A 24,614-nucleotide genomic window follows, 5' to 3' on the forward strand; every position below is an offset into this window, starting at 1 on the left:
TAGGCACGCCGCCAGCGTTCGTCCTGAGCCAAGATCAAACTCTCCAATAAAGTTTGAAATAAGATTGACACCGATCAATCTCTTTCATGGCTTGCTTTCAAATTGATACAGGGTTTTTGGTCTTCCGTCAAAAACAGATTCCGACGTCTGACCTCTACCTCTGACATCTTTGTCATACTGGTTGTTTTGTTCAGTTTTCAAGGAGCAAATTAACGCCATCTCTCACGACGGCATAAATATTATATCATCACCAACACCGGCTGTCAATAACTTTTCTTTCGTCTTTTCGCCTTAATGATGATCTTTAATGATGATTATTTTTTGTGGGCTGTTTTTCAACAGCACGATTTATATTACTATTCAAGATGATAAAAGTCAACGGTATATTAAAACAAAATTTAAATTTAATTATGGTAAATCATTCCCGAGTCCAGTTGCTAGATAATTATTTCTCCATTCCAGTTTTTCATGCCGCCTTCCATGCTTGAGACATTAAAGCCATGTTCATCCAAAAATGATGCTGCTGTCATACTCCGCTTGCCTGATCCGCATACAAAAACGTAATGCTTGCTTTTATCTAAATCATTTGTGGAATGCGGTATTTTTTCCAGTGGAATATGTTTGGCATCCTCAATCATACCTTGGGCAACTTCTGCATCCTCGCGAACATCCACTACTACCGTATTATCGTCTTCCTTCATCAGTTTTTTCACTTCATCAGGCGTTACTTCATTAATATGTTCCATATGTCTTCCTCCTCGGCAAGTATTTTCACTGCATCCATCATAACGTCTTAAATGAATAGTGTACAACTGTCCGGCACAAAATAGAGCAAGCGATGATTTGAGGTGAATGTATATGCGCAACATGATTCTGGCTGGTTTATTTGCACTGCTATTACCTGTTGTCATAGCTGCGGAGGAAAACAATGAACCAGCTGCACAGCAGTTTGCAGAATATGATCAGAAGTTGACAGGAGATTCCACAAAAGAACTGATTGAATTGAAAGGGAAACGCCTGGCACCTGACTCCGATTACTATGCTGAAATATGGGTGTCTGTTTCAAACAAAGATGGACAGGAATGGAAAATCCCTTATGAAGGCGGCTATGAGCCCGAATTAGAATTTTATGATCTTAATCATGACGGAGTGAATGATCTATTTTATCAGAGTGCGGCTGGTGGAAGCGGTGATTTGTACCATTATCACTTACATACGTTAAAAAATGATCGATTAGAAGAAATATCACTTCCAAAACAGGAGTTCATTAAAGCCAATTTTAAAGATAACTTTAAAGTTAAAATACAAATTGACTACGAACAGGAACCAAGTATCGTCGATGTAAAGGATCGATCTTCGGAATATGTGGAATTAGGCATCTATGATGAAAATGGCAGGGTTACTGAGAACACCTCACCGATGATTGCACCGATTTCATTTTTTGAGCCTGTTGAAATCAGTGAAGATAAGGGCTATGGGCTGAGAAGCCGCCAGCATGTCAGCGGTGCATATCAGGCAGATCAATTAGGTACTGTCGAAACATTATGGTATTACGAAAAAGGTGAATGGATTATCTTAAAAACAGAGTGGGTTCCGTCAGAATAAGAAATTCAAAAGGATCTCCGCCATACGAAACGGCGAGATCCTTTTTGAAATTTAGTTTGCTACGATATTCACTAATTTCCCGGGAACCACTATCACCTTGCGCACTGTTTTGCCTTCAACCAGTTCCTGGATCCGTTCATTTTCCATAGCTTGCTTTTCAAGTTCTTCTTTTGAAATGTCTTTGGCAACATTAATTTTAGCACGGACCTTGCCCATGATTTGTACGACGATTTCCACTTCGTCCTCAACGAGTTTGGATTCATCGTATTCCGGCCACTTCTCATAAGTGATTGTACCCTCGTGACCTAGCAGCTTCCACATTTCTTCAGATAAATGCGGGGCGACCGGGGAAAGCATTTTGGCAAACCCTTCAATGTGCACCTTAGGAATTTTTTCAGCTTTATAGCATTCATTTATGAACACCATTAATTGTGAAATTCCTGTATTAAAGTGCAGATTTTCAAAGTCTTCGGTTACCTTTTTCACTGTTTCATGATAAACCTTTTCAAGCGACGTTGCCTCATCTGTGTCCACAATTTTATCGGAAACTTCCCTTTGTTCATTTACAACCAGACGCCATACCCGGTCCAAAAAGCGCCGTGCACCATCAAGACCATTGGTTGACCAGGCAACATCCGCATCAAGCGGTCCCATAAACATTTCGTACAAACGCAGTGTATCTGCACCATGTGATCTCATGATATCGTCAGGGTTGACTACATTCCCTTTTGATTTACTCATTTTTTCATTGCCTTCCCCAAGAATCATGCCCTGATTAAACAGTTTCTTGAATGGTTCTTTTGTTGGCACGACACCAATGTCATACAAAAATTTGTGCCAGAACCGCGCATACAACAAATGAAGGACAGCATGCTCAGCGCCGCCGATATAAATGTCAACCGGAAGCCATTCTTTAAGCGCCTCCGGATCTGCCAGCTCGTCAGGATTATTTGAGTCGATGAACCTCAGGAAATACCAGCAGCTTCCGGCCCACTGCGGCATTGTATTCGTTTCGCGGCGGCCCTTCATGCCGGTTTCCGAATCAGTCACATTTACCCAATCACTGGTGGCAAGCGGTGATTCGCCCGTACCGGATGGTTTGACTTCATCCAATTCCGGCAGTTCAAGCGGCAAATCCTCTTCCGGAACAGCACTCATTGAACCGTCTTCCCAATGGATAATCGGGATTGGCTCTCCCCAATAACGCTGCCTGGAGAAAAGCCAGTCACGGAGACGATACGTTACTTTTCCTGATCCTTTTCCGCTCTCCTCAAGCCACTCAATCATCTTGGCTATGGCTTCATCTGTCTTCAGCCCGTTCAGAAAACCGGAATTCACATGTTCCCCATCATCAACGTAAGCTTCTTTGGAAAGGTCCCCGCCGGCAACCACTTCTGTAATCGGCAGTTCGAATTTTTGCGCAAACTCATAGTCACGCTGATCATGACCGGGAACTGCCATAATTGCCCCGCTGCCGTAGCTCATCAGGACGTAATCAGCAATCCAGATCGGCATTTTCTCATTGTTTGCCGGATTAATCGCGTATGCACCGGTAAATGCACCCGTTTTTTCCTTTGCCAAATCTGTGCGTTCCAAATCCGATTTTGTTTCGATTCCCTTCCAGTATGCATTAACTTTTTCCTGCTGTTCAGGAGTTACAATTTTTTCGACAAGCGGATGTTCCGGTGCAAATACGGCATACGTCGCGCCGAACAATGTATCCGGTCGTGTTGTGAACGCAGTGAATTGCTCATCATATCCAGCGATATCAAACGTAATTTCAGCGCCCTCAGAACGGCCAATCCAATTGCGCTGCATATCTTTAATACTTTCCGGCCAATCCAAATCCTCCAGATCTTCCAGTAGACGATCAGCATACGCTGTAATCCTCAGTATCCATTGTTTCATCGGTTTTCGGACAACCGGATGACCGCCCCGTTCACTTTTACCGTCAATCACTTCCTCATTTGCCAGGACGGTACCAAGTGCCGGGCACCAGTTAACCGGAATCTCATCCATATAGGCAAGACCTTTTTCGTAAAGTTTCGTGAAAATCCATTGTGTCCATTTATAATAGCTCGGATCGGTTGTATTGATTTCACGATTCCAGTCGTAAGAAAAACCAAGCTCCTTAATTTGCCGTTTAAATGTCGCGATGTTGTGCTCGGTAAATTCAGCCGGACTGTTGCCGGTATCGATCGCATATTGTTCCGCCGGCAGCCCAAATGCATCCCAGCCCATCGGATGCAGCACTTCATATCCCTGCATCCGCTTCATCCGGGAATAAATATCCGTTGCCGTATAGCCTTCAGGATGCCCGACATGCAGACCGGCGCCTGACGGATACGGGAACATATCCAGCGCATACACTTTTTCTTTTTCTGAGAAGGTATCTGTTTTAAATGTTTTATGTTCAGCCCAATGATTCTGCCATTTTTTCTCGATTTCCTGATGGTTAAAACTCATGAAAATTTCCTCCTATTTATTTGTAAAATCAAAGTTGCAAGTGCCTTAAGTCAAACATGCCAGAGCAGGTTGTTATTCGCTTTTAACTGATATATACAGTAACAAATTATAACTTTTTTGATAAAAAAACTCCTCATCCCAAAAACAAGGGACGAGAAGTTTATCTCCCGCGGTACCACCCAAATTAGTGCACTGATTGCACTCACTTGATTCCTTAACGCGGATCTGACGGCAAAAGACTACTGACGTTCATCCCTGCAACTTAAAGGTGAGTTCACAAACTCTCAGGGACAGTTTACACCAACCACTGCCTCGCTTTACCTGTGGGAGTTTATTACTGAGCCTTTTCTTAGTCGTTCATTTCTGTATAATTTGCAGTTTAACCAATGTGAAAGGCTTTGTCAAGATATGACAGTGCCCATCCTTTCCAATGTTTTGCTTTCATGCTAAACTATTATGAAAGCTACTGCTTATTAAGGAGCACTGACAATCATGATAAAGGGTATCATACATTACGCACATCATTTAATGAAAGAGGCCGTCAACCAAGGTGATACGGTTATTGACGCAACTTGCGGAAACGGACACGACACGCTTTTCCTCAGCCGGCTTGTCGGTGAGAGCGGGCACGTATTCGGATTTGATATTCAGGAGCAGGCAATAGCCAATACCAAGTACCGCCTTGACCAAAACAACAGAACGAACACAACGGTTATTAAGGATAGCCACAGCAATTTCGTGCATCATATACCGATTGATAAATTAACCAGGCTGGGCGGCGCAATTTTTAACCTGGGTTATCTCCCGGGCAGCGACAAATCCGTCATTACCCGGAGTGAGACAACAATATTAGCGATCGAAGGCATCCTCTCACACCTTAAGCAAAACGGCATTGTTGTCCTCGTGGTGTACCACGGGCACGAAGGCGGGGATCTGGAGCGAGAACAGCTGATGCGCTATGTGCGCCTTTTAGACCAAAAACAGTACCACGTCCTGTACTATGGTTTTATCAACCAGAAGAATGATCCGCCGTTCATACTGGCCATTCAAAAAAAGAATTAATAGAGAAGTTGTTCAAAAAGTCCGATAAAAATGAGACTTCGAATATCTTCGTTGGCTTTGAACACGCACTAATACAATCAAACCCGGATTTTAGGTCCGGGTTTTAGTCATTCGGTGATAAAGTTTTGTATTCCAATGAAAAAAGCGCGCTTTGTATCCGCTTATCCGCAATAATTCATCGGTTGTTTCCAGTCCGTTTTCAAGCTCTTTCACTTTTGGATCCCCAAGATAAAGTCCGACAAGGCCATGATGTATCATCTCATGAAAACGGCGGTTCGGCAGCTGCTGCACATGCGAATCCGCCTGTTTGATAAAGTAAATAAGTCGTTTTCTCATCAGTTCCAGGCTATCATAGAAACTGCAGAAATTTAAATCATCTTCACGTCTGTCCTCTTCCTGATCAATATAATAATCCAACAGTATATGCAATCCCTGCATAAACGGAAAGTAGCTGTCAGTAATTTTATTAGCCAGTGCAACCGTCATTTTTCCGCCTAATGCATAAGAGACAAGACAAAATATCCCCAGTGTCGATCCTGAAGCCGCAGAATATTCATACCAATACAGCGGCGAGTCATCGGTATTGGCCTCATACCAGCCAACGAGCCTTGGGACCCGCTCTTCCAATTTCACATGTTTATGTACCTGCAAATCCCCATACAGGTTCTCGAGTTCCTGTAAATGTTCCCGGATAATACCAAAGGCATCCAAATGCCGCATTGTTTTTTGGCATGTCCGGACCAGATCGGCTAAATATTCACCATCCCTCTGTTCTGAACGCAGCGCGTAATAATGCTGAATTGGTTTTTTCCTGCTGAGCGCATCGGACATTGCTTCGTGGAGCAGTCGAAAATCATTCGGATCCAGCGACGTGCTCCGGTCGCACAGGTTGTCCAAATAGTCACTGATTGTCTGGTAGGCGACAATAAAACGGATTGCCTCCTGCCATCTGCAGCCGGCCAGCAAGGCATATACTGCTCCGCCCAGACAATGGAATCGCTTTGAATCAATACTTGCCAGTGCCTGCTGCCGCAATTCTTCATCAGGTATTTCACCAGCACGTTTCTGCCAAAAGTCGAGTTCCGCATTAACCAATGGAAAGATTTTACGGTAAACTTCCGCCATTAATGTAAATGGTGTTTTGGGTATGCTGTATGCCAACACCCATTCCTCCGATCAATCGATTCAAGAAATTGTTCAAATAGTCCGGTAAAAATGACACGTCGAAATTCTTTGTTGGCTTGTTTTTGTGCTGCTCATGAATTTAAATGCATACATTCCGCCCGCCAAAACTACGCCGCCTCGAACTTCTCGGTCTTTTTATCCTCTTTTTGAACAAACACTTCAAATCAGAAAAATTTGCTATACTGTATATATCACCATATTTTAAAGGGGGATTCAAATGATTCAGCCATATAAAAACAAACAGCCCGACATTCATCGCTCCGCTTTTATAGCAGATGACGCCGATGTCATTGGTGATGTGACAATCGGTGAACAATCAAGCATATGGTTCAAAACCGTCATCCGGGGAGATGTGGCACCGACAAAAATCGGTAAAGGTGTCAACATTCAGGATTTATCCCTTGTTCACCAAAGCCCGGACTTGCCGGTAACGGTAGAAGATTATGTCACCGCCGGCCATCAGGTGACACTCCATGGATGCACGGTCCGCGAGCACGCCCTGATCGGCATGGGTTCCATCATCCTCGATGGTGCCGAAGTCGGGGAGCATGCGTTTATCGGCGCCGGAAGCCTTGTACCGCCGGGCAAGAAAATTCCGCCGCGCTCGCTCGCATTAGGCAGACCCGCCAAAGTGGTCAGGGAATTGACCGACGAAGACTATCAGGAGATGGAGCGCGTCTATAAAACATATATGGAAAAAGGCCAGTACTATAAAATGAATCAGCAGCCGCCGGTTTGACTGATTGATCTTAGTGCTCGAAAAGCAGGCGATAACGGCTCAACGCCGCCATCGCCTGCTTTTAAACTTTATGATTTTTACGCTTCCGGTATAACTGATGCAACCCCCGGATCGGGCTGGCTCAATTCATTCGTATCAAATTTCTTCTCCACAAAAATTTGATGCCACAGCATAAACATGAGAACCGTCCATAGTTTACGGCTATAATCTCCTTTACCCTGACAATGGGCTTCAAGCAAATCCAGAACATATGACTTGTACAGCAGATGATCGGTCTCGCTTTCATGAATCAGCTTTTTCGCCCAGTCGTGCAGCTCACTCTTCAGCCAGTGACGGATTGGCACAGGGAAGCCAAGTTTTTTCCGGTCCAGCACGTGGTCCGGAATAATCCCGCGGGAAGCTTCACGCAAAATACTTTTCGTAGTGCCATTGGCAATCTTCATATCAACAGGTATGCCACTGGCTACCCGGAATACTTCCTTATCCAAAAATGGAACACGAAGTTCAAGCGAATTTGCCATTGTCATTCGATCCGCTTTTAATAAAATATCGCCGCGAAGCCATGTGTGGATATCAACATACTGCATCTGGCCTACAAGCGGATAATCACTGACATAGTCAAACAGACCCGCCGTTATTTGCTGATATCCTAATTCCTGCTTCCAGCCTTTCAACAGACCCTCTTTCTCCTGCTCCTCAAATATTTTGGCATTCCCGATATAACGCTCACGCAATGGGGTTGTACCGCGTTCAAGAAAGCTTTTGCCGCGAACACCTTCAGGGATCGTCTCAGCTACCCTTGCCAGAAGATTTTTCGCCGGACCCGGTATCGACTGAAACATTTTCAATGATTCCGGTTCACGATAAATGTTGTATCCGCCGAACAACTCATCAGATCCTTCGCCAGAGAGTGTGACCGTTACATGTTTACGCGCCTCGCGTGATACGAAATACAGCGGGATGCACGCCGGATCTGCCAGAGGATCGTCCATATGCCACATGATTTTCGGAAGTTTCTCTACAAATTCCTGAGGTGAAATAATATATGATATATTTTCGACTTCCAGTTTATCGGCGGTTTCTTTTGCGACATCGACTTCCGAATAGCCTTCGCGTTCAAACCCGACCGAAAATGTCTTGATATTCGGGTTGAATTCTTTGGCCATTGCTACTATAAGCGTCGAATCGATACCGCCGGATAAAAATGAACCGACCGGCACATCACTGCGCATATGCACTTTCACCGAATCATACATGACATCCTGAATGCGGTTGATCCAGTTCTGCTTTTCCATCAGTACCGGGGTGAACGTCGCGTGCCAATAGCGGTGGAAAGAAATGGGCTGAGCCGGTTTTTTCACAAAATAATGACCAGCTTCAGCTTTTTTGATTCCCTCTGTCATCGTCAAAGGCTCCGGAACATATTGAAAACTCAGGTAATGCTGCAGCGCTTCCGGGGCGACCGCTTCATTTTCCATCATTAATGTCAAACTCTTTTTTTCTGAGGCGAACACTGTTCCGTCTTTTGTTTCCCGGTAAAATAAAGGCTTAATGCCAAACGGATCACGTGCGCCATACATTGTTTCCTCTTGTTTGTCCCACAATAGGATAGAGAACATGCCGCGCAAATGTCGAAATGCCTGCTCTTTGTGCTTTGCAAATAATGCAGCAATCACTTCCGCATCCGATTCTATGGTAAAACTGAAGCCCTGTTCCATTAAATCATTGCGCAGCTCAATATAATTATAGATTTCACCATTAAAGATAAGCCAAATTTTATCATCATTATAACTTAACGGCTGTGCACCGCTGTCAATATCAATGATGCTCAGCCGCCTGAATCCGAACGAAACATATTCATCATGGTAATACCCTTCATCATCAGGTCCTCTTTGAAACATCACATTGTTTTGATTTTTAAAATTGTTTTGCTGCTGATCATTTGGTGCTATGGGATTATTTCGGAGCATACCGATAAAACCACACATAATTTATCCCCCTCTTTCTCTTTCATACCTCTTTAGAACCATTAAAAAATTATACCATAATTAAATAGTATATAGATGGTTGGAATTGTTTTTTAAAGAAATTATCATTTCTGATATATACTTATTTTCAGACACCCCTCGGGTCGTAGATAGCTGACGATCCCCTTCTTTATAGTTTCAGTTTTGACAAGAATTTCCTGGCTGATGACGAAAAAAAATGCGGTTTCGCCCGCACTTTTTTAGATTCCTTATCATCCCTCATGCACCAATGCCTGAAGTTCTTCAAGCTTATCTGTCTTTTCCCACGGGAACAGCGTATCTGTTCTGCCAAAATGACCGTATGCAGCAGTATTTTTAAAGATTGGCTTTTTCAAATCAAGCATCCGGATAATACCGGCCGGACGGAGGTCAAACACTTTCCGGATTGCCTTTGCGAGTTCATCTTCACTGACACTACCCGTACCGAATGTATCAACGGAAATTGATACCGGTTCAGCTACGCCAATTGCATAGGCCAGCTGGACTTCACATGTTTTGGCCAGTTCAGCAGCTACAATATTTTTGGCAACATAACGTGCTGCATATGCGGCGGAGCGATCGACTTTTGTATAATCCTTGCCGCTGAATGCACCACCGCCGTGACGGGCATAGCCGCCATATGTGTCAACAATAACTTTTCTTCCAGTCATTCCGGCATCGCCCTGTGGTCCGCCGATAACAAACCTGCCTGTCGGATTAATGATGTATTTCGTTGTTTCATCCAGAAGATTTGCCGGTACAGTCGGTCGAATAACATGCTCAATCATGTCTTTCTCAATTTGTTCTGCCGATGCTTCCTGGTGATGCTGGGTTGAAATAACGATCGTATCAACGCGTACCGGGATATCATGTTCATCATATTCGACTGTCACTTGTGTTTTCCCGTCAGGCCGCAGATAATCCAAGACGCCCTCTTTCCGGACATCTGCAAGCCGTTTTGCCAGTTTATGTGACAGCGAAATCGGCAGCGGCATCAGCTCTTCTGTTTCGTTGCAGGCAAAGCCGAACATCAATCCCTGGTCACCTGCACCAATCGAAGCAATTTCTTCATCGCTCATTTTTCCCTGACGTTCTTCCAAAGCTGTATCAACTCCGCCGGCAATGTCAGGTGATTGTTCATCAATCGCCGTAAGAACGGCACATGTTTCAGCATCAAAGCCGTATTTTGCCCGGGTATAGCCGATGTCTTTAATGGTCTGCCTGACAATCGATGGAATATCCACATATGTCGTTGTTGTGATCTCTCCCGCTACAAGTACCATCCCTGTCGTAACAGTTGTTTCACACGCAACCCTTGCATTTGGATCTTTTGCTAGTATTTCATCCAGTATCGCATCTGAAATCTGATCACAAATTTTATCAGGATGACCTTCCGTCACTGATTCAGATGTGAACAAACGACGTTTTACAGCCATGTGGCCATATCCTCCCTTAAATCTGTGGTACGGAACTCTTTTTCAGTGTATTTTACAATCATTTAACTTCTGAAAGTACGTGTTCAAAAAGGAGGATAACAACGAGAAATTCAATGTGCCATTGTAACCGGACTTTTTGAACATCCTTTAAAAACAAAAAAACCTTTCCTGCATCAAGAGGAAAGGAACCTGAGGCCTTTCGCTCTTATTGTTCAAGGAATGATCCTTGCACCAGATTAGCACCTTTTCACATTGCGTGATGGTTGCCGGGCTTCATCGGGTCTGTCCCTCCACCAACTCTGAATAAGAGAGTATCCGCTCGCAAATAATGGTACCGAAAAGCGTATGCGATGTCAACTGTTTTCATGAGCACAGACAACATTCACATGAAAATTTCATATAATTAATTAATAAAATAGTATGGACTAATTTACGGAATGTGTTATACTAATATCAAATTAAGTCATCAAGTCGAGTTTCGATTGAATTTACTAAAAGGCAGGTATCAAAAATGAAAACAAAAGAAGATGCACTTGTAACGAAAGAATTGCTGACTCATTCTAATATACAGACGAACCTTGCAGTACCAACATTGGTCGAGAAAATCCTTGAACGGAACGAAGCGACTTTGAGTGCCACCGGTGCAGTCTGCGCCTCTACAGGGATGTATACCGGTCGTTCGCCAAAGGATAAATTCATTGTGCAGGACGATATTTGTGAAGACTTTATTGAATGGGGTGATGTCAACCGCCCTATCGATGAAGAATCCTTCGATAACCTTTTCAGAAAGGTTACCGCTTATTTGCACGACAAAAATGAGCTTTTTCATTTCAGAGGGTTCGCTGGTGCCGATCCGAACCATCGTCTGCCAATTGAGGTGATCAATGAATATGCATGGCACAATTTATTTGCCCGGCAGCTGTTTATCACACCTACAGATGAAGAGTTTGCTGCGCATCAATCCGATTTCACCGTTATCTACGCACCAACATACAAGGCAGATCCGGCAGTAGATGGCACGAATTCCGAAACATTTATTCTTGTTTCATTTAAAAAACGGATTGTCCTGATCGGTGGAACCCAATATGCCGGTGAAATCAAAAAATCAATTTTTTCCGTCATGAACTATATTCTGCCGCAAAACAATATTTTGTCTATGCACTGCTCGGCAAACGTCGGTCAGGAAGGTGATGTTGCATTATTCTTCGGGCTTTCCGGAACAGGCAAAACAACCCTTTCAGCAGACCCTTATCGCCGTCTGATCGGTGACGATGAACACGGGTGGAGTTCAAATGGTGTCTTCAACATTGAAGGCGGATGCTATGCCAAGTGTATCAACCTGTCGCAGAAAAAAGAACCGCAGATTTACAACGCAATCCGCTTTGGCTCTGTGCTGGAAAACGTCATCCTTGATGAATCATCCCGTGAACCGGACTATGACGACACATCACTGACAGAGAATACGCGTGCAGCCTATCCGCTCGAAAATATTGACAATATCGTGTCGCCGAGTATAGCCGGTCATCCGAATACGATTATTTTCCTGACGGCTGATGCCTCCGGTACACTGCCGCCAATCAGCAGACTGACCAAAGAACAGGCCATGTATCATTTCCTGAGCGGCTATACGAGCAAACTTGCCGGTACGGAACGAGGCGTGACACAGCCGCAAGCAACTTTTTCGGCTTGTTTTGGTTCGCCATTCCTGCCGCTGGCTCCAGCAACATATGCTGAAATGCTCGGTGAAAAAATTGACCAGTACAATTCCAGTGTCTTTCTTGTCAACACCGGCTGGACCGGTGGATCATATGGTGTCGGGCAGCGTATGAAACTTTCTTACACCCGTGCCATGGTGCATTCCGCATTGGAAGGTGAACTGAACAATATCGAAACCGTTACGGACGATATTTTCGGACTTGAAGCACCAATGCATGTACCCGGTGTCCCGGATGAAGTGCTTGTACCCCGGAATACCTGGGCTGATAAAGAAGCGTATGATGCTGAAGCAAAAGCCTTGGCGATGAAATTTCACGAAAACTTCAGCAAATTCAACCACGCAAGTGAAGAAATCCGGAATGCAGGTCCGATTTACAAGGGCTGATTGAAAGCCATCTTAATTTACAGTTTCCTCATCCCAAAGGATTTAACATATGAAGGAAAATATCGGCAGCTCTATGCTGACAGCCGGTCTCATTATTGGGGGCCGGTTTTTTGTTTGAACACGCACTTATATGGGCATTCACACATTGTTTCTGGGCGCATAAACTATGTTGACATAACACTATTATTATGCGAAAGGGACGAATATTGATGAAAAAGCGTTTCTTTATTGCTTTATTTTCAAGTCTGCTGCTTATCACTGTATCAGCCTGCGGATCCGGCAGTGAAGCATCGAACATTAAATTAGCTGAAGTGACACGCTCAATCTTCTATGCGCCGCAATATGTAGCGATTGAAAAAGGCTTTTTTGAAGAAGAAGGTATCAGTATTGAGCTTCAGACTACATGGGGTGGCGATAAAACCATGACAGCATTGCTGTCGGATGGCGCAGATGTTGCCCTTGTCGGATCAGAAACGTCCATTTATGTTCAGGCACAAGGATCAAAAGACAAAGTCATTAACTTTGCCCAATTAACCCAGACAGACGGGACATTTCTGGTCGCCAAGGAACCAAAGCCTGATTTCGAATGGGAAAATCTTAAAGACAGTACATTTCTCGGGCAGCGTGTCGGCGGCATGCCACAGATGGTCGGAGAATACGTTTTGAAACAACATGGCATTGATCCGCACGCCGATTTAAACTTAATTCAAAATGTTGATTTCGCCAATATCCCGGGTGCATTTGCTTCCGGTGATGCCGAATATGTCCAGTTATTTGAACCAACGGCAAGCACATTTGAAAAAGAAGGAAAAGGGCATATAGTCGCCTCCTTTGGGAAGGAATCAGGCCACGTTCCATATACAACTTTTATGACAAAAGAAAGCTTTATGAACAATAGCCCGGAAACAATCAAGCATTTTACAAAGGCAGTCCATAAAGCACAAAACTGGGTTCAGGAAAACAGTGCAGAAGACATCGCTGAAGTGATTCAGCCTTATTTTAAAGACACAGAAATGGAGATGCTTGCAACTTCCATAGAACGCTATAAAAACCAGGGATCGTTCGCCACTGATCCGATTCTTGATAAAGAGGAATGGAATAACCTGAAAAACATTATGGATGAAGCCGGAGAATTACCGGAGGATATTCCATATGATGACCTTGTCAACACTAAAATTGCTGAGGAAGTCATAGGCAACTAAGGAGGAGCACATATGTCATTTCTTACCTTGGATCATGTGTCCCATCATTATTTCTCCAAAAAGAATTATACAAAAGCACTTGACAGCATATCCTTTTCGATAAATGAAGGTGAGTTTATTGCACTCCTAGGTCCGAGTGGATGCGGTAAATCAACGATACTCTCCATCATCGCAGGTATTGTCGAACACACCACAGGCAAGATTTATGTCAATAAACAGCTTTTGCATGAAGCTGAACTGGATATCGGGTATATGCTGCAGCAGGACTATTTATTCCCGTGGAAATCGATTATTGATAATGTCCTGATCGGACCGAAAATCAGTCACGATAAGACGAAAGAAACGAAAGAGAACGCAGTCGATTTATTGAACCAGGTAGGGTTGTCAGATATTACCGAAGCCTATCCGGATTCTCTTTCCGGAGGGATGAGGCAGCGAGTCGCTCTCGTGCGCACTTTAATCACCAATCCCAAAATATTATTACTGGATGAACCTTTTTCAGCGCTTGATTATCAAACAAAATTAAAATTGGAAGATCTGGTCTGGGAACTCCTCCGTTTATACAGTAAAACGTCCATTCTTGTGACACATGATATCGGTGAAGCCATTGCAATGAGCGACCGGATTATGCTGATGGATACAAACCCGGGATCGATTGCCAAAACATTTGAAGTACCTGTTGAACTGCGTCATGAAAAGCCCTTTCTAGTACGCCGGCACCCAAAATATCAAATTTTATTCGATAAAGTTTGGGAAGAATTAAATAAAAACGAGCCGAACGCGCCGCAATCCAAGGTGGTGGAATCGCCAAATGAAACATGAATCCGATCAGCAGCTGTTTGAAAATTACCAGCACAATTTAAAACGTGAGAAAAAATTCGTTTTTAGCTGGCAGATAATCATATTAGTTTCATTTTTCGGTTTTTGGGAATTGGCCAGCAGCATGTATTGGATCGATCCTTTAATATTCAGCTCGCCTTCTGAGATTTACAGTGTACTGTCAGATAAATTTTTAGACGGGTCGATGTTTACACATCTTCAGGTGACACTGCTTGAAACGGTTTTAGGGTTTCTGATCGGGACTATTCTGGGCATTGTCATGGCGACCGTCTTATGGTCATCCAAACGTTTCTCCAGCATTATGGACCCTTACCTGGTCGTCATGAACGCCATGCCCAAAGTTGCATTGGGGCCGATCATCATCGTTGCCATGGGACCGGGCTATTTATCGATTATTACGATGGGCGCAATTATCTCAGTTGTTATCACAACACTTGTTGTCTATTCTGCATTCAGGGAAGTCGATCCAAACTATATAAAGGTTTTGAAAAGCTTCAAAGCTAAGCGCAGTCAGATTTTCAAGGAAGCTGTCTTCCCTGCTGCCATTCCGTCTATGATTTCGACGTTAAAAGTTAATGTGGGGCTGTCCTGGGTAGGTGTCGTCGTCGGGGAATTCCTTGTGTCCAAAGAAGGGCTTGGTTATTTAATCGTTTACGGCTTCCAAGTATTTGACTTTTCACTTGTTATGTCCAGCTTAATTCTCATCGCCATTTTTGCAGCAGTGATGTATAAAATTGTTGAGCGTATTGAGGCATTTCTGATTAAGCACAGCAGATAACCGATAAGGGGGAACGGGTGTCTTATCACCTGTTCCCCTTGCATTCTCTTCCGATGAAATTTATACAATGTTTCAAAACGTCATCTTTCATAATAAAACTGTATTGTATATTTCGCTTAACGTTCACAGGAATGTGGGCGAGCTGAATCGGCCCGTCTGTCTCGTAATATGTTTCCCGCGCAGTCAGTTTGTCTATTTCCGCAAAGTAGACGTTCTTTATGATTGTACCACCTTTGCCGGCGACAATGTATTGTGCAACATATCGTATGGATTCAACCGTTCCCCCGGTCTCTTCCATCACTTCCCGGATCGCCGCCTCTTTTGCGGTTTCATTTTTTTCAACCTTGCCGCCCGGGAATTCAAGCCCGCGTTCCCTGTGCTTCGTCAACAGCCAATTATTTTGATAGCGGCATATGACCCATACGTGTTTCGGGTTCCGGGAAAAAGGATGATCATCAAATGATAATGTTACCTCATTGCGATAAAAGTCTATAAATCGATACATTTTTTCAACTGCTTTCATCATTCGTTCATTTTAATTATGATTAATATTTGATATTTTCCATTGGTTGTTTTCCCATGTGAATTCAAATTTTACTGAGTAGGTTCCGTACAAGTCTGACTTATTCTTTTGGATAACGAGTACCGTGTTATTATCTTGTTTAATCATATCATAGTCATTATTTTCTTGAAACCATGGCGGGGTCTCTGTCGGTTTAATATATAAACCATCCGTCCGCTCTTTAAAATAAAACCCGACATATTCTGCAGCTACTTCATTGGAGGCTATCTTTTCAAATTCTTTCAGTAATGCATTTTTTGTACTATAGTGGATCACTTTATTACTATCATCCGTCTCCTGTAAAAGCTTGTCCATAAACGCACCTGTCAGTGAGACAATTTGTTCATGGGAAAGTTCCTGTTTAAGCTCAGGCTTCTCAATTTCCTTTCCTTTTGACAATGCTGCTTTCGACGATTCGTGACTTTGAGAAGGCTTATTCGCTGACACGGTTTGCTGTGTTGTTGATGACATGATGACAGATAAGGAAAGTGTGATGGCAATTCCGGTCACTAAGCTTATATATTTGATACCGCTGTTTTTAAACATATGTGTTACTCCTCTCTGTTTAATCTATAAGCTCCTTATGGTATATTATTCCTCCTTTGCCAGCCTGCCTAAACTTAAAAAAACAGGAATAAGATCGGTTTCTTATCCCTGTTTTTCATCATAGATGGTTATCTGTTAATATGCCTATATCCTCAATATGCTGTTTTGTTTCTTTATCGCCAAGATCATAAATCATTTGAAATGCCTCTGTTACACCGGCATCATAATCATCATTTGGCTTATCATTATGATATGGCATGATGGGAACATGGGCACGGAAAAAAGCCCGCATATCCGAATCATGCATCCCATCCAGTTTGCCCCTTAGAATCCTTATCTCATCATCAGTCGCGTAAATAATAAATTCATCATTATTGTCATATTTGATCCGAGAAATTTCCTGGCTTCCCAGATTGACATAATATTTATTTTTCATTATCAAGCACCTCCCGCTATTAATTTGCCTCAAACGGAAGGATTATATAAGCAAATCCCGCCAGTCAGTTCATACCAGCGGGAATCATTTATCATTCTCAGTTGGCAGTGGACTGTTGAAGACCGGTTTTTTCAGCAAATATACAGCGCCCTCTTCCATGCGGGATGCACATCGGTGTTCCGAACATTGGATCAAATGTTACATCGCACTTCATTTGAAATACTTCATGCACCAGCTTGCACGTTACAATTTCTTCCGGGCGCCCCTGAGCAAAAATATCTTTATCTTTGATTGCAACAATGTGATGTGCATAACGGCAAGCCAGATTTAAATCGTGCAATACCATGACAACCGTACGACCATCTTTTTCATTCAGATCAAACAACAGGTCAAGGACATCAATCTGGTGTGTCATATCCAGATACGTCGTCGGTTCATCAAGCAGAATGGTGTCCGTTTCCTGGGCAAGCGTCATAGCAATCCATGCACGCTGGCGCTGCCCTCCTGATAACGAATCAACCGGGCGATCCTTATATTCCAGCATATTTGTTGCATCGAGTGCATTATGAACAGCGTTTTCATCTTCTTCTGACCATTGCTTTAAAAAACCGCGATAGGGATGTCTTCCCTGCTTAACCAGTTCCATAACGCTCAGGCCATCAGGTGTTGCCGGACCTTGCGGCAAAATGGAAAGCTCTTTTGCCACATCTTTCGTGCCCATTCTGGCAATATTTTCCCCATCAAGCACAACACCGCCGCCTTTTGGCTTCAGCAAGCGCGCCAGCGAACGAAGCAATGTGGATTTTCCACAGCCATTACTGCCGATAAAGACGGTGATTTCGCCTTTGGGAATGGTTATGTTTAAGTCATCGATTATTATGTCGTCCCCATATCCGAGTGTCAAGTCCTTCGCTGATAACGTCTGCATCGGAACCTCTCCCTGTGTCATACATAATCTTACCCTAATATATCACAAGCATATCATAAACGCATATGCAAAATTTATATGTTCTAATTACAGTCTATTTGGTTTTTAGCTGTAAGTCAATGACTTTGAAAATCATTATCAATAAGACAATCCTGTAATTTGTGCCGTACTAATTTATTTGATGCGTTTCGCGGCAGATTATCCAAAAAATAAATTTCTTTTGGCACTTTATACCCGGCAAGATGATTTTTAGCAAACGCCAAAATATCATCCGTCGAAATAGTCGGATGCTCGACTGCAACGAAAGCTACCGGAATCTGACCCCATTTCTCATGCGCCTTACCGATAACGCCGGCTTCACGAATACCTTCCATCGCCGACAGCACCTTTTCAATTTCAGTCGGGTAAATATTTTCAGCCCCGGAAATAATCAAATCCTTTCGCCGGTCCACGACATATAAAAAACCTTCCCGATCTGTATAGCCCAGATCTCCGGTTGCCAGCCAACCATCTTTAATGGATTTTTTAGTCGCCTCTGCATTATTGAAATAACCCTTAGTGACCATTGGCCCTTTAACATAAATTTCTCCGACCCGGCCGTCCGGTGCATTTATTTTCAATTGAGCCGGAAATAAAGGTTTCCCGGATGAACCTATTTTTTCCAGTGCTTTGACCGGGCTGAGGGTCACGATTTGTGACGATGTTTCCGTCATCCCGTATGACTGAAAAACGGGCATTTGACGGGCTTTCGCCTTCTCAAGCAATGACTCGGGTGCTGGACCGCCGCCTAGCAGCAAACATCTGAGTGTATCAGGATATCGGTCATCACTCAGCTGATTGATGAGATCCTTGACCATCATTGTGACAACAGACGCAATGGTGACACCTTTATTCATAAGTGCCTCATGGAATTGTTGTTTATCATAGTTTTCCAGCATGTAAACCGGGATGCCATAAATGACACTCCGCAGTAAAATCGATAAACCGCTGACATGGAACATAGGGACAGCCGCAAGCCATTTATCCTGTTTGCTAAGTCCGAGGTTCAGCATTGATCCGGCAGCACTCCACCAGTGGTTGCCGTATGTATGGACGACACCTTTGGGAAAACCGGTCGTGCCTGAGGTGTAAATAATCGTGAACGTCTCATCCAGATTTATCTCCGAGCTAAGTTCGCCTTGTTGTCCATGGAGCTTCCAGACATCAGAAAATAACGCTGTTTTTGAGTCAAGCTCTCTGTCGTCCTCCTGTACCAGTACAAATTCTACACCGGCATCGCTGAGCTGATATTCCAATTCCTGTTTCGTCAGCCGGATATTAAGCAAAACTCCCACAGCTTTCAGATAGGTTAATGCATGAATGGCAATCACCATATCGATGTGATTAGTTGACAGAATGCCAATCTTTGACCCTGCACGGACTCCCAGCATTCGCAACTTTCTGGCGAATAACTGGCTTCTTTCCTTTAGCTCCAAAAACGTATATGTTGTTCCATCTGCCAATTCAATGGCTGTTTGTTTAGGCGCAAGATCAGCCTGTTTTGACAGCCAATGCGGAATGATTTCGGCCATAACGACTACCTGCTTTCGTGATTAAAATGATAAGATTATGTGTATTGTGCAGCCAGGGAGTAATCTCTCGGATGTTTTAGCGGATTTTAAGTGCATGATGTGCACTGAGAAGACGTCTGTCCCACATTTTAGTGTCCGAGAACCCGCATTCGAAAAACCTTTGCCTGACTGCAGCAAAGGTTTTTTCAAATTGAGTATTACGGAAAGCGCGGGAATTGTTTGAAGTCCGGTTTCCGTTTTTCTTTAAACGCATCGCGACCCTCTTTAGCTTCATCGGTCGTATAATAAAGCAATGTCGCATCGCCGCCCATTTGCTGCAGTCCGGCAAGACCGTCTGTATCAGCATTGAATGAAGCTTTCAGGAAGCGCAGAGCAGTTGGTGATTTTTCCAGCATTTCTCCACACCATTGCAATGTTTCTTCTTCCAGTTTTTCAAGCGGTACAACTGTGTTGACCAGTCCCATTTCATATGCTTCCTCAGCACTGTACTGTCGGCACAGATACCAGATTTCCCGGGCCCGTTTATGACCGACCATGCGTGCCAGCATGCCGGCACCGTACCCTGCATCAAAACTTCCCACTTTCGGACCGGTCTGGCCGAAGACGGCATTATCAGCAGCAATTGTCAAATCACAAACGACATGCAACACATGACCGCCGCCGATTGCATAGCCGGAAACCATCGCTACGACAGGTTTTGGAATTGTACGCATAAGACGTTGCAGATCGAGAACATTTAAGCGTGGAACTTGGTCGTCGCCAACATATCCGCCATGTCCTCTTACAGATTGATCGCCGCCGGAACAAAATGCCTTGTCTCCTGCGCCGGCCAAAATAATGACTCCGATCGTGGAATCGTCACGTGCATCCGCGAATGCGTCAATCATTTCATTAACGGTAAGCGGTGTAAATGCATTGTGTTTTTCCGGACGATTCATGGTCACCTTTGCAATACCATCTGATTTTTCATAAATAATTTCTTCATACTTTTTCACTTCTTCCCATTGTACAGTCATTGTTTTCCTCCTTTGATTTTGGCTATACACCATTTTTAGACAGATTGTAAAAATCCAATTACTATTTTACCAAAAATCGACGGCTGTTCCACATGAATTGCATGACCAGCATTTTTAACGATAGTGAGTTCGACTGAAGGCAAAAGTTTTTCCATCATTTGATTGATTTCAATAAATTTCTTGTCGTACTCACCGGCCAGCAACAAAATCGGGATACTCAGATTTGGAAGTTCCTCCCGCCAGGACGGCTGTGACCCGGTCCCCATATAGCGCAGCGACTCGGCAAGTCCTTCCTTTGAATGGAACAGGCGTTCATGACGAATTCTTTCCCGAACGGACCCGGACAATTGTTTTTGTGATTCGAAAAGCGGGATATTTTCCCAGTAATCGACAAATGCTTTTATACCGCCGGATTCAATAAAATCAGCCAGTTTCTTATCCTGCCGGCGGCGGTTTTCACGCTGATATCCATCAGCCAGACCCGGCGAGGCACTTTCCAATGTAAGCGAGCTCACCCGTTCAGGATAAAGAAAAGCAAATGAAAGTGCAGTGCGACCCCCCATGGAATAACCGATAAGGTGCACTTGCTCTAAATGCAAATCATCCAGTAATGCGGCTAAATCCCGGCAAAAGCACTCCATGCTTTTGGGATTACTCGTGTTCGTCCTGCCGTGACCGGGCAGATCAATTGTGAGCGTCTGAAAATCATGCATCCACTCAGATACAATTCCCTTCCACGTTTCACCCGTGCCGGTAAAACCGTGCAAAAGTACAACCGGTTCCCCTTTACCATTCAGTTCATACCAGTACATTGTCTCGTTTATCGTTAAATACACATCATCATTCCTTATTTGAGAGGTAGCAGCCCTACTGCCCGTTAAATGAGGGGCAAAAGTGATTCCTCAATTTGCCGCCATTTGTCACGATGCCAATTCAGATTGCCAGTTCGGTCTGTTTTCACCTCTACAACGGATAAACCGTCATATTGATAGCCTTTAGCCAGTGCCTGTTTCAGTTCGGCTTCATTCACCGGCTGCTGATAGGTTCCGCCGTACATATTGACCGCCTGCTTAAATTCAATATCAAGCGGTGTACCGAATAACGCTTCAAAATGCATTTCATGGTTGACTTGCGGCAAGAATGAAAAAATCCCTCCGCCATTGTTGTTCACGACCAGAATCGTAATATTCAGTCCATAGTGTTTGGCAGTCAGAAGCCCGTTCATGTCATGGAAAAAAGACAAATCACCAAGCAAGAGTGTGACAGGGTCACCAGCAGCTGCCGCCCCCATGCCACTTGAAATCATGCCATCGATGCCGTTGGCGCCCCGATTTGACAGCACGTCAAGTAGCTTAGGGGTGTTCATGAAAAATGTATCCAAATCCCGTACGGCCATACTGTTGCCGACATAAATGCTGCTATCATCGGGAACCACATCCAACAGACAGCGGACAGCCTCCCCTTCTGTGACTGCATCCGTATCATCAGATTCCAGTAAAAGGGTTTGGGCGGTCTGGTTCATCTGCTGCCAGGTTTGCAGCCAATCCTTATCAAATGCAGTTCCATCAGCTATATTTGCTAAATCTTTGCACAGTAATGCCGCATCCGCATAAATCATTTCTGTATTATTGCCGGCAGGCTCACGATATCCGGACGTGTTTTCCACCACAAGCTGCGGGATGCAGTCATGTTCTTTGACATAAAAAAGATATGGTTTAGAAACCGGCATCGCCCCAAAACGAATGATGAAATCCGGTTTCAGGTGTTCCCTGATCGATTCACTTCTTAAAATTGCATCATAGCTTTCGATGATCAGATCTTTATGATGCTGTCCTGCTCTTACCTGTGACAACGGATCAGCCAAAATCGGGATCTGCCATGCTTCCGCGAGTTCAGTCACTGCTGTGGCAAAGGTCTGATCAGTTTGCGGACCACAGACAATCAGTCCTTTTTGAAATGACTGCAGTTTGCTGCTGAGCTTCTCCAGCTGGGTCTGTTCGAGTCTCCGTTTCCCTTCAGCTTTAGTATAGAATGGTTCACCGCTTCGTTTTCCCCACAGATTTTCCAAAGAAAAGTCTGGAATCAGCGGTTCGCGGAAAGGAAAATTCAAATGGACCGGACCGGGATTGTCCTCATTTGCAGTATTGACCGCTCTTGATGCTTTGCCCCGGGCATAAGCCAACATCCTTTCGTCTGCTTCCGGCAGCGCCATTTCGTGAAACCATTTGGCATAATCGCCATACATTTTAATTTGGTCTATTGCCTGTGGTGCCCCGGTATCGCGCAATTCGTGCGGCCGGTCAGCTGTCAGCACAAGCAGCGGCACCCTGCTATAGTACGCCTCAACAACCGCCGGCAAATAATTAGCAGCAGCGGTTCCTGATGAGCATACAATGGCAACAGCATGCTGCTTCTTTTTTGCCATTCCCAACGCAAAAAAAGCCGCCGAACGCTCATCAATAACCACCCGCTGCCTCAGTCCGGGGTGTTCAGCTATTGTCATAGCCAGCGGTGTTGAGCGGGACCCGGGCGAAATCACGACATCGGTCAGCCCGCTTTGGACAAGTTCGTCAACAAAATTTGCCGTGTAGCGTGTCAGTTCTTCTGTGTGATTCATCGCTTTAGCCTCCCAATACAGACAACATCGGCATAAATTTAATGTTCGTTTCTTCGTATTCTGCTTCCGGGTCCGAGTCCCTTACGATGCCGCACCCGGCAAATAATGATGCCTTATCGCCCTGTATCAGTCCTGAGCGGATGGCAACCGCAAACTCCCCGCAGGAATTACTGTCAAGCCAGCCGACCGGAGCACCATACCAGCCGCGGTCAAGACGTTCATGATTTCGGATGAATTTGAGTGATTTTTCCCGCGGAACACCGCCGAGAGCAGGCGTTGGATGCAACTTGCCAATAATATCAAAAATACTGTATCCTTCCTCCAGCGTTGCCGTAACAGGTGTATACAAATGCTGAAGGTTTTTAAACGGATAGATGACCGGCTTCTCCGGAACGTCTACAGCATGACAATACTGTTCCATTGACTGCCTGATCATTTTCACAACAAAGTCATGTTCACTGCGGTTTTTTTCATCATGCAGCAACGAACTGCCGATTCGGGCATCCTCCTTCTGCGTTTTCCCGCGCGGAGCAGTACCGGCAAGGCAAGTGGACAAAAGCTCATCCTTGTTCTGTTTCACCAGCCGTTCAGGGGAAGATCCGACAAAACAATCCTCATCACGTTCAAAGGCAAACACATAACTGTTTGTCTGTGTTTCAATCAATTTTCCCAGGACCGGTGTTATTTGCGCCTTGTCTGACAGTTTCACCCGCAATTCCCTTGCCAGCACAATTTTAGCTGCGTGACTTTGCTTTATATAATCAGCAGCAAATTTTACGGTCTGCTTCCATTCATCGGGGGCAATGTCCTCTGTTGATTCGACACCGGTTCCCCGCGGTATATTCACCGAACTGTCGCACAGCGTGTTTTCTATCCGTTTTATCCGGCCTGTCAGCTGACCCGGATGGTCATCTTCCCTGACACGGATATTAATCGTTAAATAGCAAATATTTTCGTTCTTCGTTAAAATAAACTCCGGGATAATAAACGACAGATGACTAAAGTTTTTCCATTGTTCCGATTTATGTGCTGCTGGATCAAACGACATGCCGCCAAGCGTCATCAATCCCGTACCAGGTGTCTCGTATGGGTTGTGAATGATTGATTCGGCAAGCAGTTTTTGCCATTTTTCTTCCATTTGTTCGATCGCGTTCGCTCCGGCTGCCAGGTCATATGCATTGCCTGCACCGACAATATAGAACGCATCAGCTGTCGTGGACCAAAACGTGCGATTCATCGAAAGCTGTTCAGCCGCTTCAAAGAAACGAAGCGGATCAATATCATTTATTTTTTTCGTCATACTCAACAAGGGTGATGTATGATTATTTTTTGCTTCATTTATAGCTCTATCAAGTATTGATTTAAGGGATGTTTCTTTTACCTCTATCATCTGTATTAACCTCCGTACGATTCTACCTTTAAAGGTATCACATCTATTTTATTCTTTTTTAACAGGTTCCTCAAGAAAATCCATTTAAACGTAACTCTTTGCAGATTTTTCCCGATTGACACCCTATA

Annotated in this window: 21 protein-coding genes, 1 riboswitch and 1 other annotated feature; of the genes, 7 read left to right on the forward strand and 14 right to left on the reverse strand. The window is 44.2% G+C overall.

What is annotated here, in order from left to right:
• Positions 1–437 precede the first annotated feature (437 nt).
• Positions 438–746, reverse strand: a complete 309-nt coding sequence (locus tag VK097_RS09700) for a rhodanese-like domain-containing protein (RefSeq protein ID WP_324211606.1) — start codon at positions 744–746, stop codon at positions 438–440.
• A gap of 112 nt (positions 747–858) precedes the next feature.
• Here VK097_RS09700 and VK097_RS09705 point away from each other — a divergent pair, with 112 nt between their 5' ends.
• On the forward strand, positions 859–1,605 hold the full coding sequence (locus VK097_RS09705; RefSeq protein ID WP_324211607.1) for a YybI family spore inner coat protein: 747 nt from the start codon (positions 859–861) through the stop codon (positions 1,603–1,605).
• 51 nt (positions 1,606–1,656) lie between these two features.
• Here the strand turns inward: VK097_RS09705 and leuS are convergent, their stop codons facing one another.
• Positions 1,657–4,071, reverse strand: a complete 2,415-nt coding sequence (gene leuS, locus VK097_RS09710) for a leucine--tRNA ligase (RefSeq protein ID WP_324211608.1) — start codon at positions 4,069–4,071, stop codon at positions 1,657–1,659.
• A gap of 144 nt (positions 4,072–4,215) precedes the next feature.
• Positions 4,216–4,431, reverse strand: a binding site (T-box leader).
• Between the two features lie 132 nt (positions 4,432–4,563).
• Here leuS and mnmM point away from each other — a divergent pair.
• Positions 4,564–5,133 (forward strand): tRNA 5-(aminomethyl)-2-thiouridylate-methyltransferase MnmM, encoded by a 570-nt coding sequence (gene mnmM / locus VK097_RS09715; RefSeq protein ID WP_324211609.1) that lies wholly within the window; start codon positions 4,564–4,566, stop codon positions 5,131–5,133.
• Between the two features lie 90 nt (positions 5,134–5,223).
• Here mnmM and VK097_RS09720 read toward each other — a convergent pair whose 3' ends face one another.
• On the reverse strand, positions 5,224–6,294 hold the full coding sequence (locus tag VK097_RS09720) for a tetraprenyl-beta-curcumene synthase family protein (RefSeq protein WP_324211610.1): 1,071 nt from the start codon (positions 6,292–6,294) through the stop codon (positions 5,224–5,226).
• A 241-nt stretch (positions 6,295–6,535) separates the two neighbouring features.
• Between VK097_RS09720 and VK097_RS09725 the strand changes: the two genes are divergently transcribed.
• Positions 6,536–7,057 (forward strand): gamma carbonic anhydrase, encoded by a 522-nt coding sequence (locus VK097_RS09725; protein ID WP_324211611.1) that lies wholly within the window; start codon positions 6,536–6,538, stop codon positions 7,055–7,057.
• Positions 7,058–7,134: 77 nt separating this feature from the next.
• Here VK097_RS09725 and asnB read toward each other — a convergent pair whose 3' ends face one another.
• Both asnB and metK read right to left on the reverse strand, forming a co-directional pair.
• Positions 7,135–9,045 (reverse strand): asparagine synthase (glutamine-hydrolyzing), encoded by a 1,911-nt coding sequence (asnB, locus tag VK097_RS09730; RefSeq protein WP_324211612.1) that lies wholly within the window; start codon positions 9,043–9,045, stop codon positions 7,135–7,137.
• Between the two features lie 251 nt (positions 9,046–9,296).
• Positions 9,297–10,499 (reverse strand): methionine adenosyltransferase, encoded by a 1,203-nt coding sequence (gene metK / locus VK097_RS09735; RefSeq protein ID WP_324211613.1) that lies wholly within the window; start codon positions 10,497–10,499, stop codon positions 9,297–9,299.
• A 202-nt stretch (positions 10,500–10,701) separates the two neighbouring features.
• Positions 10,702–10,809, reverse strand: a riboswitch (SAM riboswitch).
• A 201-nt stretch (positions 10,810–11,010) separates the two neighbouring features.
• Between metK and pckA the strand changes: the two genes are divergently transcribed.
• The 4 genes from pckA (at position 11,011) to VK097_RS09755 (ending at position 15,420) form a co-directional block, all read left to right on the forward strand.
• Positions 11,011–12,600, forward strand: a complete 1,590-nt coding sequence (gene pckA / locus VK097_RS09740; protein WP_324211614.1) for a phosphoenolpyruvate carboxykinase (ATP) — start codon at positions 11,011–11,013, stop codon at positions 12,598–12,600.
• A gap of 209 nt (positions 12,601–12,809) precedes the next feature.
• Entirely contained in the window at positions 12,810–13,802 is a 993-nt protein-coding gene (locus tag VK097_RS09745) for an ABC transporter substrate-binding protein (RefSeq protein ID WP_324211615.1), read from the forward strand.
• Positions 13,803–13,814: 12 nt separating this feature from the next.
• The gene (locus tag VK097_RS09750) at positions 13,815–14,624 is read left to right on the forward strand and encodes an ABC transporter ATP-binding protein (protein ID WP_324211616.1); all 810 of its coding nucleotides are present in this window, start codon (positions 13,815–13,817) and stop codon (positions 14,622–14,624) included.
• On the forward strand, positions 14,614–15,420 hold the full coding sequence (locus tag VK097_RS09755; RefSeq protein WP_324211617.1) for an ABC transporter permease: 807 nt from the start codon (positions 14,614–14,616) through the stop codon (positions 15,418–15,420). The genes VK097_RS09750 and VK097_RS09755 overlap by 11 nt, the downstream gene beginning before the upstream one ends.
• 25 nt (positions 15,421–15,445) lie before the next feature.
• Here VK097_RS09755 and ytkD read toward each other — a convergent pair whose 3' ends face one another.
• The 9 genes from ytkD to VK097_RS09800 all read right to left on the reverse strand — a co-directional run bounded on the left by ytkD (position 15,446) and on the right by VK097_RS09800 (position 24,486).
• On the reverse strand, positions 15,446–15,925 hold the full coding sequence (ytkD, locus tag VK097_RS09760; RefSeq protein WP_324211618.1) for an RNA deprotection pyrophosphohydrolase: 480 nt from the start codon (positions 15,923–15,925) through the stop codon (positions 15,446–15,448).
• A gap of 30 nt (positions 15,926–15,955) precedes the next feature.
• Positions 15,956–16,528 carry a hypothetical protein gene (locus VK097_RS09765; RefSeq protein ID WP_324211619.1) on the reverse strand — a complete coding sequence of 191 codons (573 nt, stop codon included), beginning with the start codon at positions 16,526–16,528 and terminating at the stop codon, positions 15,956–15,958.
• Between the two features lie 118 nt (positions 16,529–16,646).
• On the reverse strand, positions 16,647–16,964 hold the full coding sequence (locus VK097_RS09770; RefSeq protein ID WP_414672173.1) for a hydrolase: 318 nt from the start codon (positions 16,962–16,964) through the stop codon (positions 16,647–16,649).
• 97 nt (positions 16,965–17,061) lie between these two features.
• Positions 17,062–17,892, reverse strand: a complete 831-nt coding sequence (locus tag VK097_RS09775; RefSeq protein ID WP_324211620.1) for an ABC transporter ATP-binding protein — start codon at positions 17,890–17,892, stop codon at positions 17,062–17,064.
• 116 nt (positions 17,893–18,008) lie between these two features.
• Positions 18,009–19,463 (reverse strand): o-succinylbenzoate--CoA ligase, encoded by a 1,455-nt coding sequence (locus VK097_RS09780; protein ID WP_324211621.1) that lies wholly within the window; start codon positions 19,461–19,463, stop codon positions 18,009–18,011.
• Positions 19,464–19,660: 197 nt separating this feature from the next.
• Positions 19,661–20,479 carry a 1,4-dihydroxy-2-naphthoyl-CoA synthase gene (gene menB / locus VK097_RS09785; RefSeq protein WP_324211622.1) on the reverse strand — a complete coding sequence of 273 codons (819 nt, stop codon included), beginning with the start codon at positions 20,477–20,479 and terminating at the stop codon, positions 19,661–19,663.
• 35 nt (positions 20,480–20,514) lie between these two features.
• Positions 20,515–21,315, reverse strand: a complete 801-nt coding sequence (gene menH, locus VK097_RS09790) for a 2-succinyl-6-hydroxy-2,4-cyclohexadiene-1-carboxylate synthase (RefSeq protein WP_324211623.1) — start codon at positions 21,313–21,315, stop codon at positions 20,515–20,517.
• 41 nt (positions 21,316–21,356) lie between these two features.
• A complete protein-coding gene (gene menD, locus VK097_RS09795; RefSeq protein WP_324211624.1) occupies positions 21,357–23,096 on the reverse strand; it encodes a 2-succinyl-5-enolpyruvyl-6-hydroxy-3-cyclohexene-1-carboxylic-acid synthase in 1,740 nt (579 codons plus the stop codon).
• A gap of 4 nt (positions 23,097–23,100) precedes the next feature.
• The gene (locus tag VK097_RS09800) at positions 23,101–24,486 is read right to left on the reverse strand and encodes an isochorismate synthase (protein WP_324211625.1); all 1,386 of its coding nucleotides are present in this window, start codon (positions 24,484–24,486) and stop codon (positions 23,101–23,103) included.
• Between the last annotated feature and the right edge of the window lie 128 nt (positions 24,487–24,614).

The sequence above is a fragment of the Lentibacillus sp. genome (assembly GCF_035301675.1).
In the GTDB taxonomy this organism is placed as follows: domain Bacteria; phylum Bacillota; class Bacilli; order Bacillales; family Amphibacillaceae; genus Lentibacillus.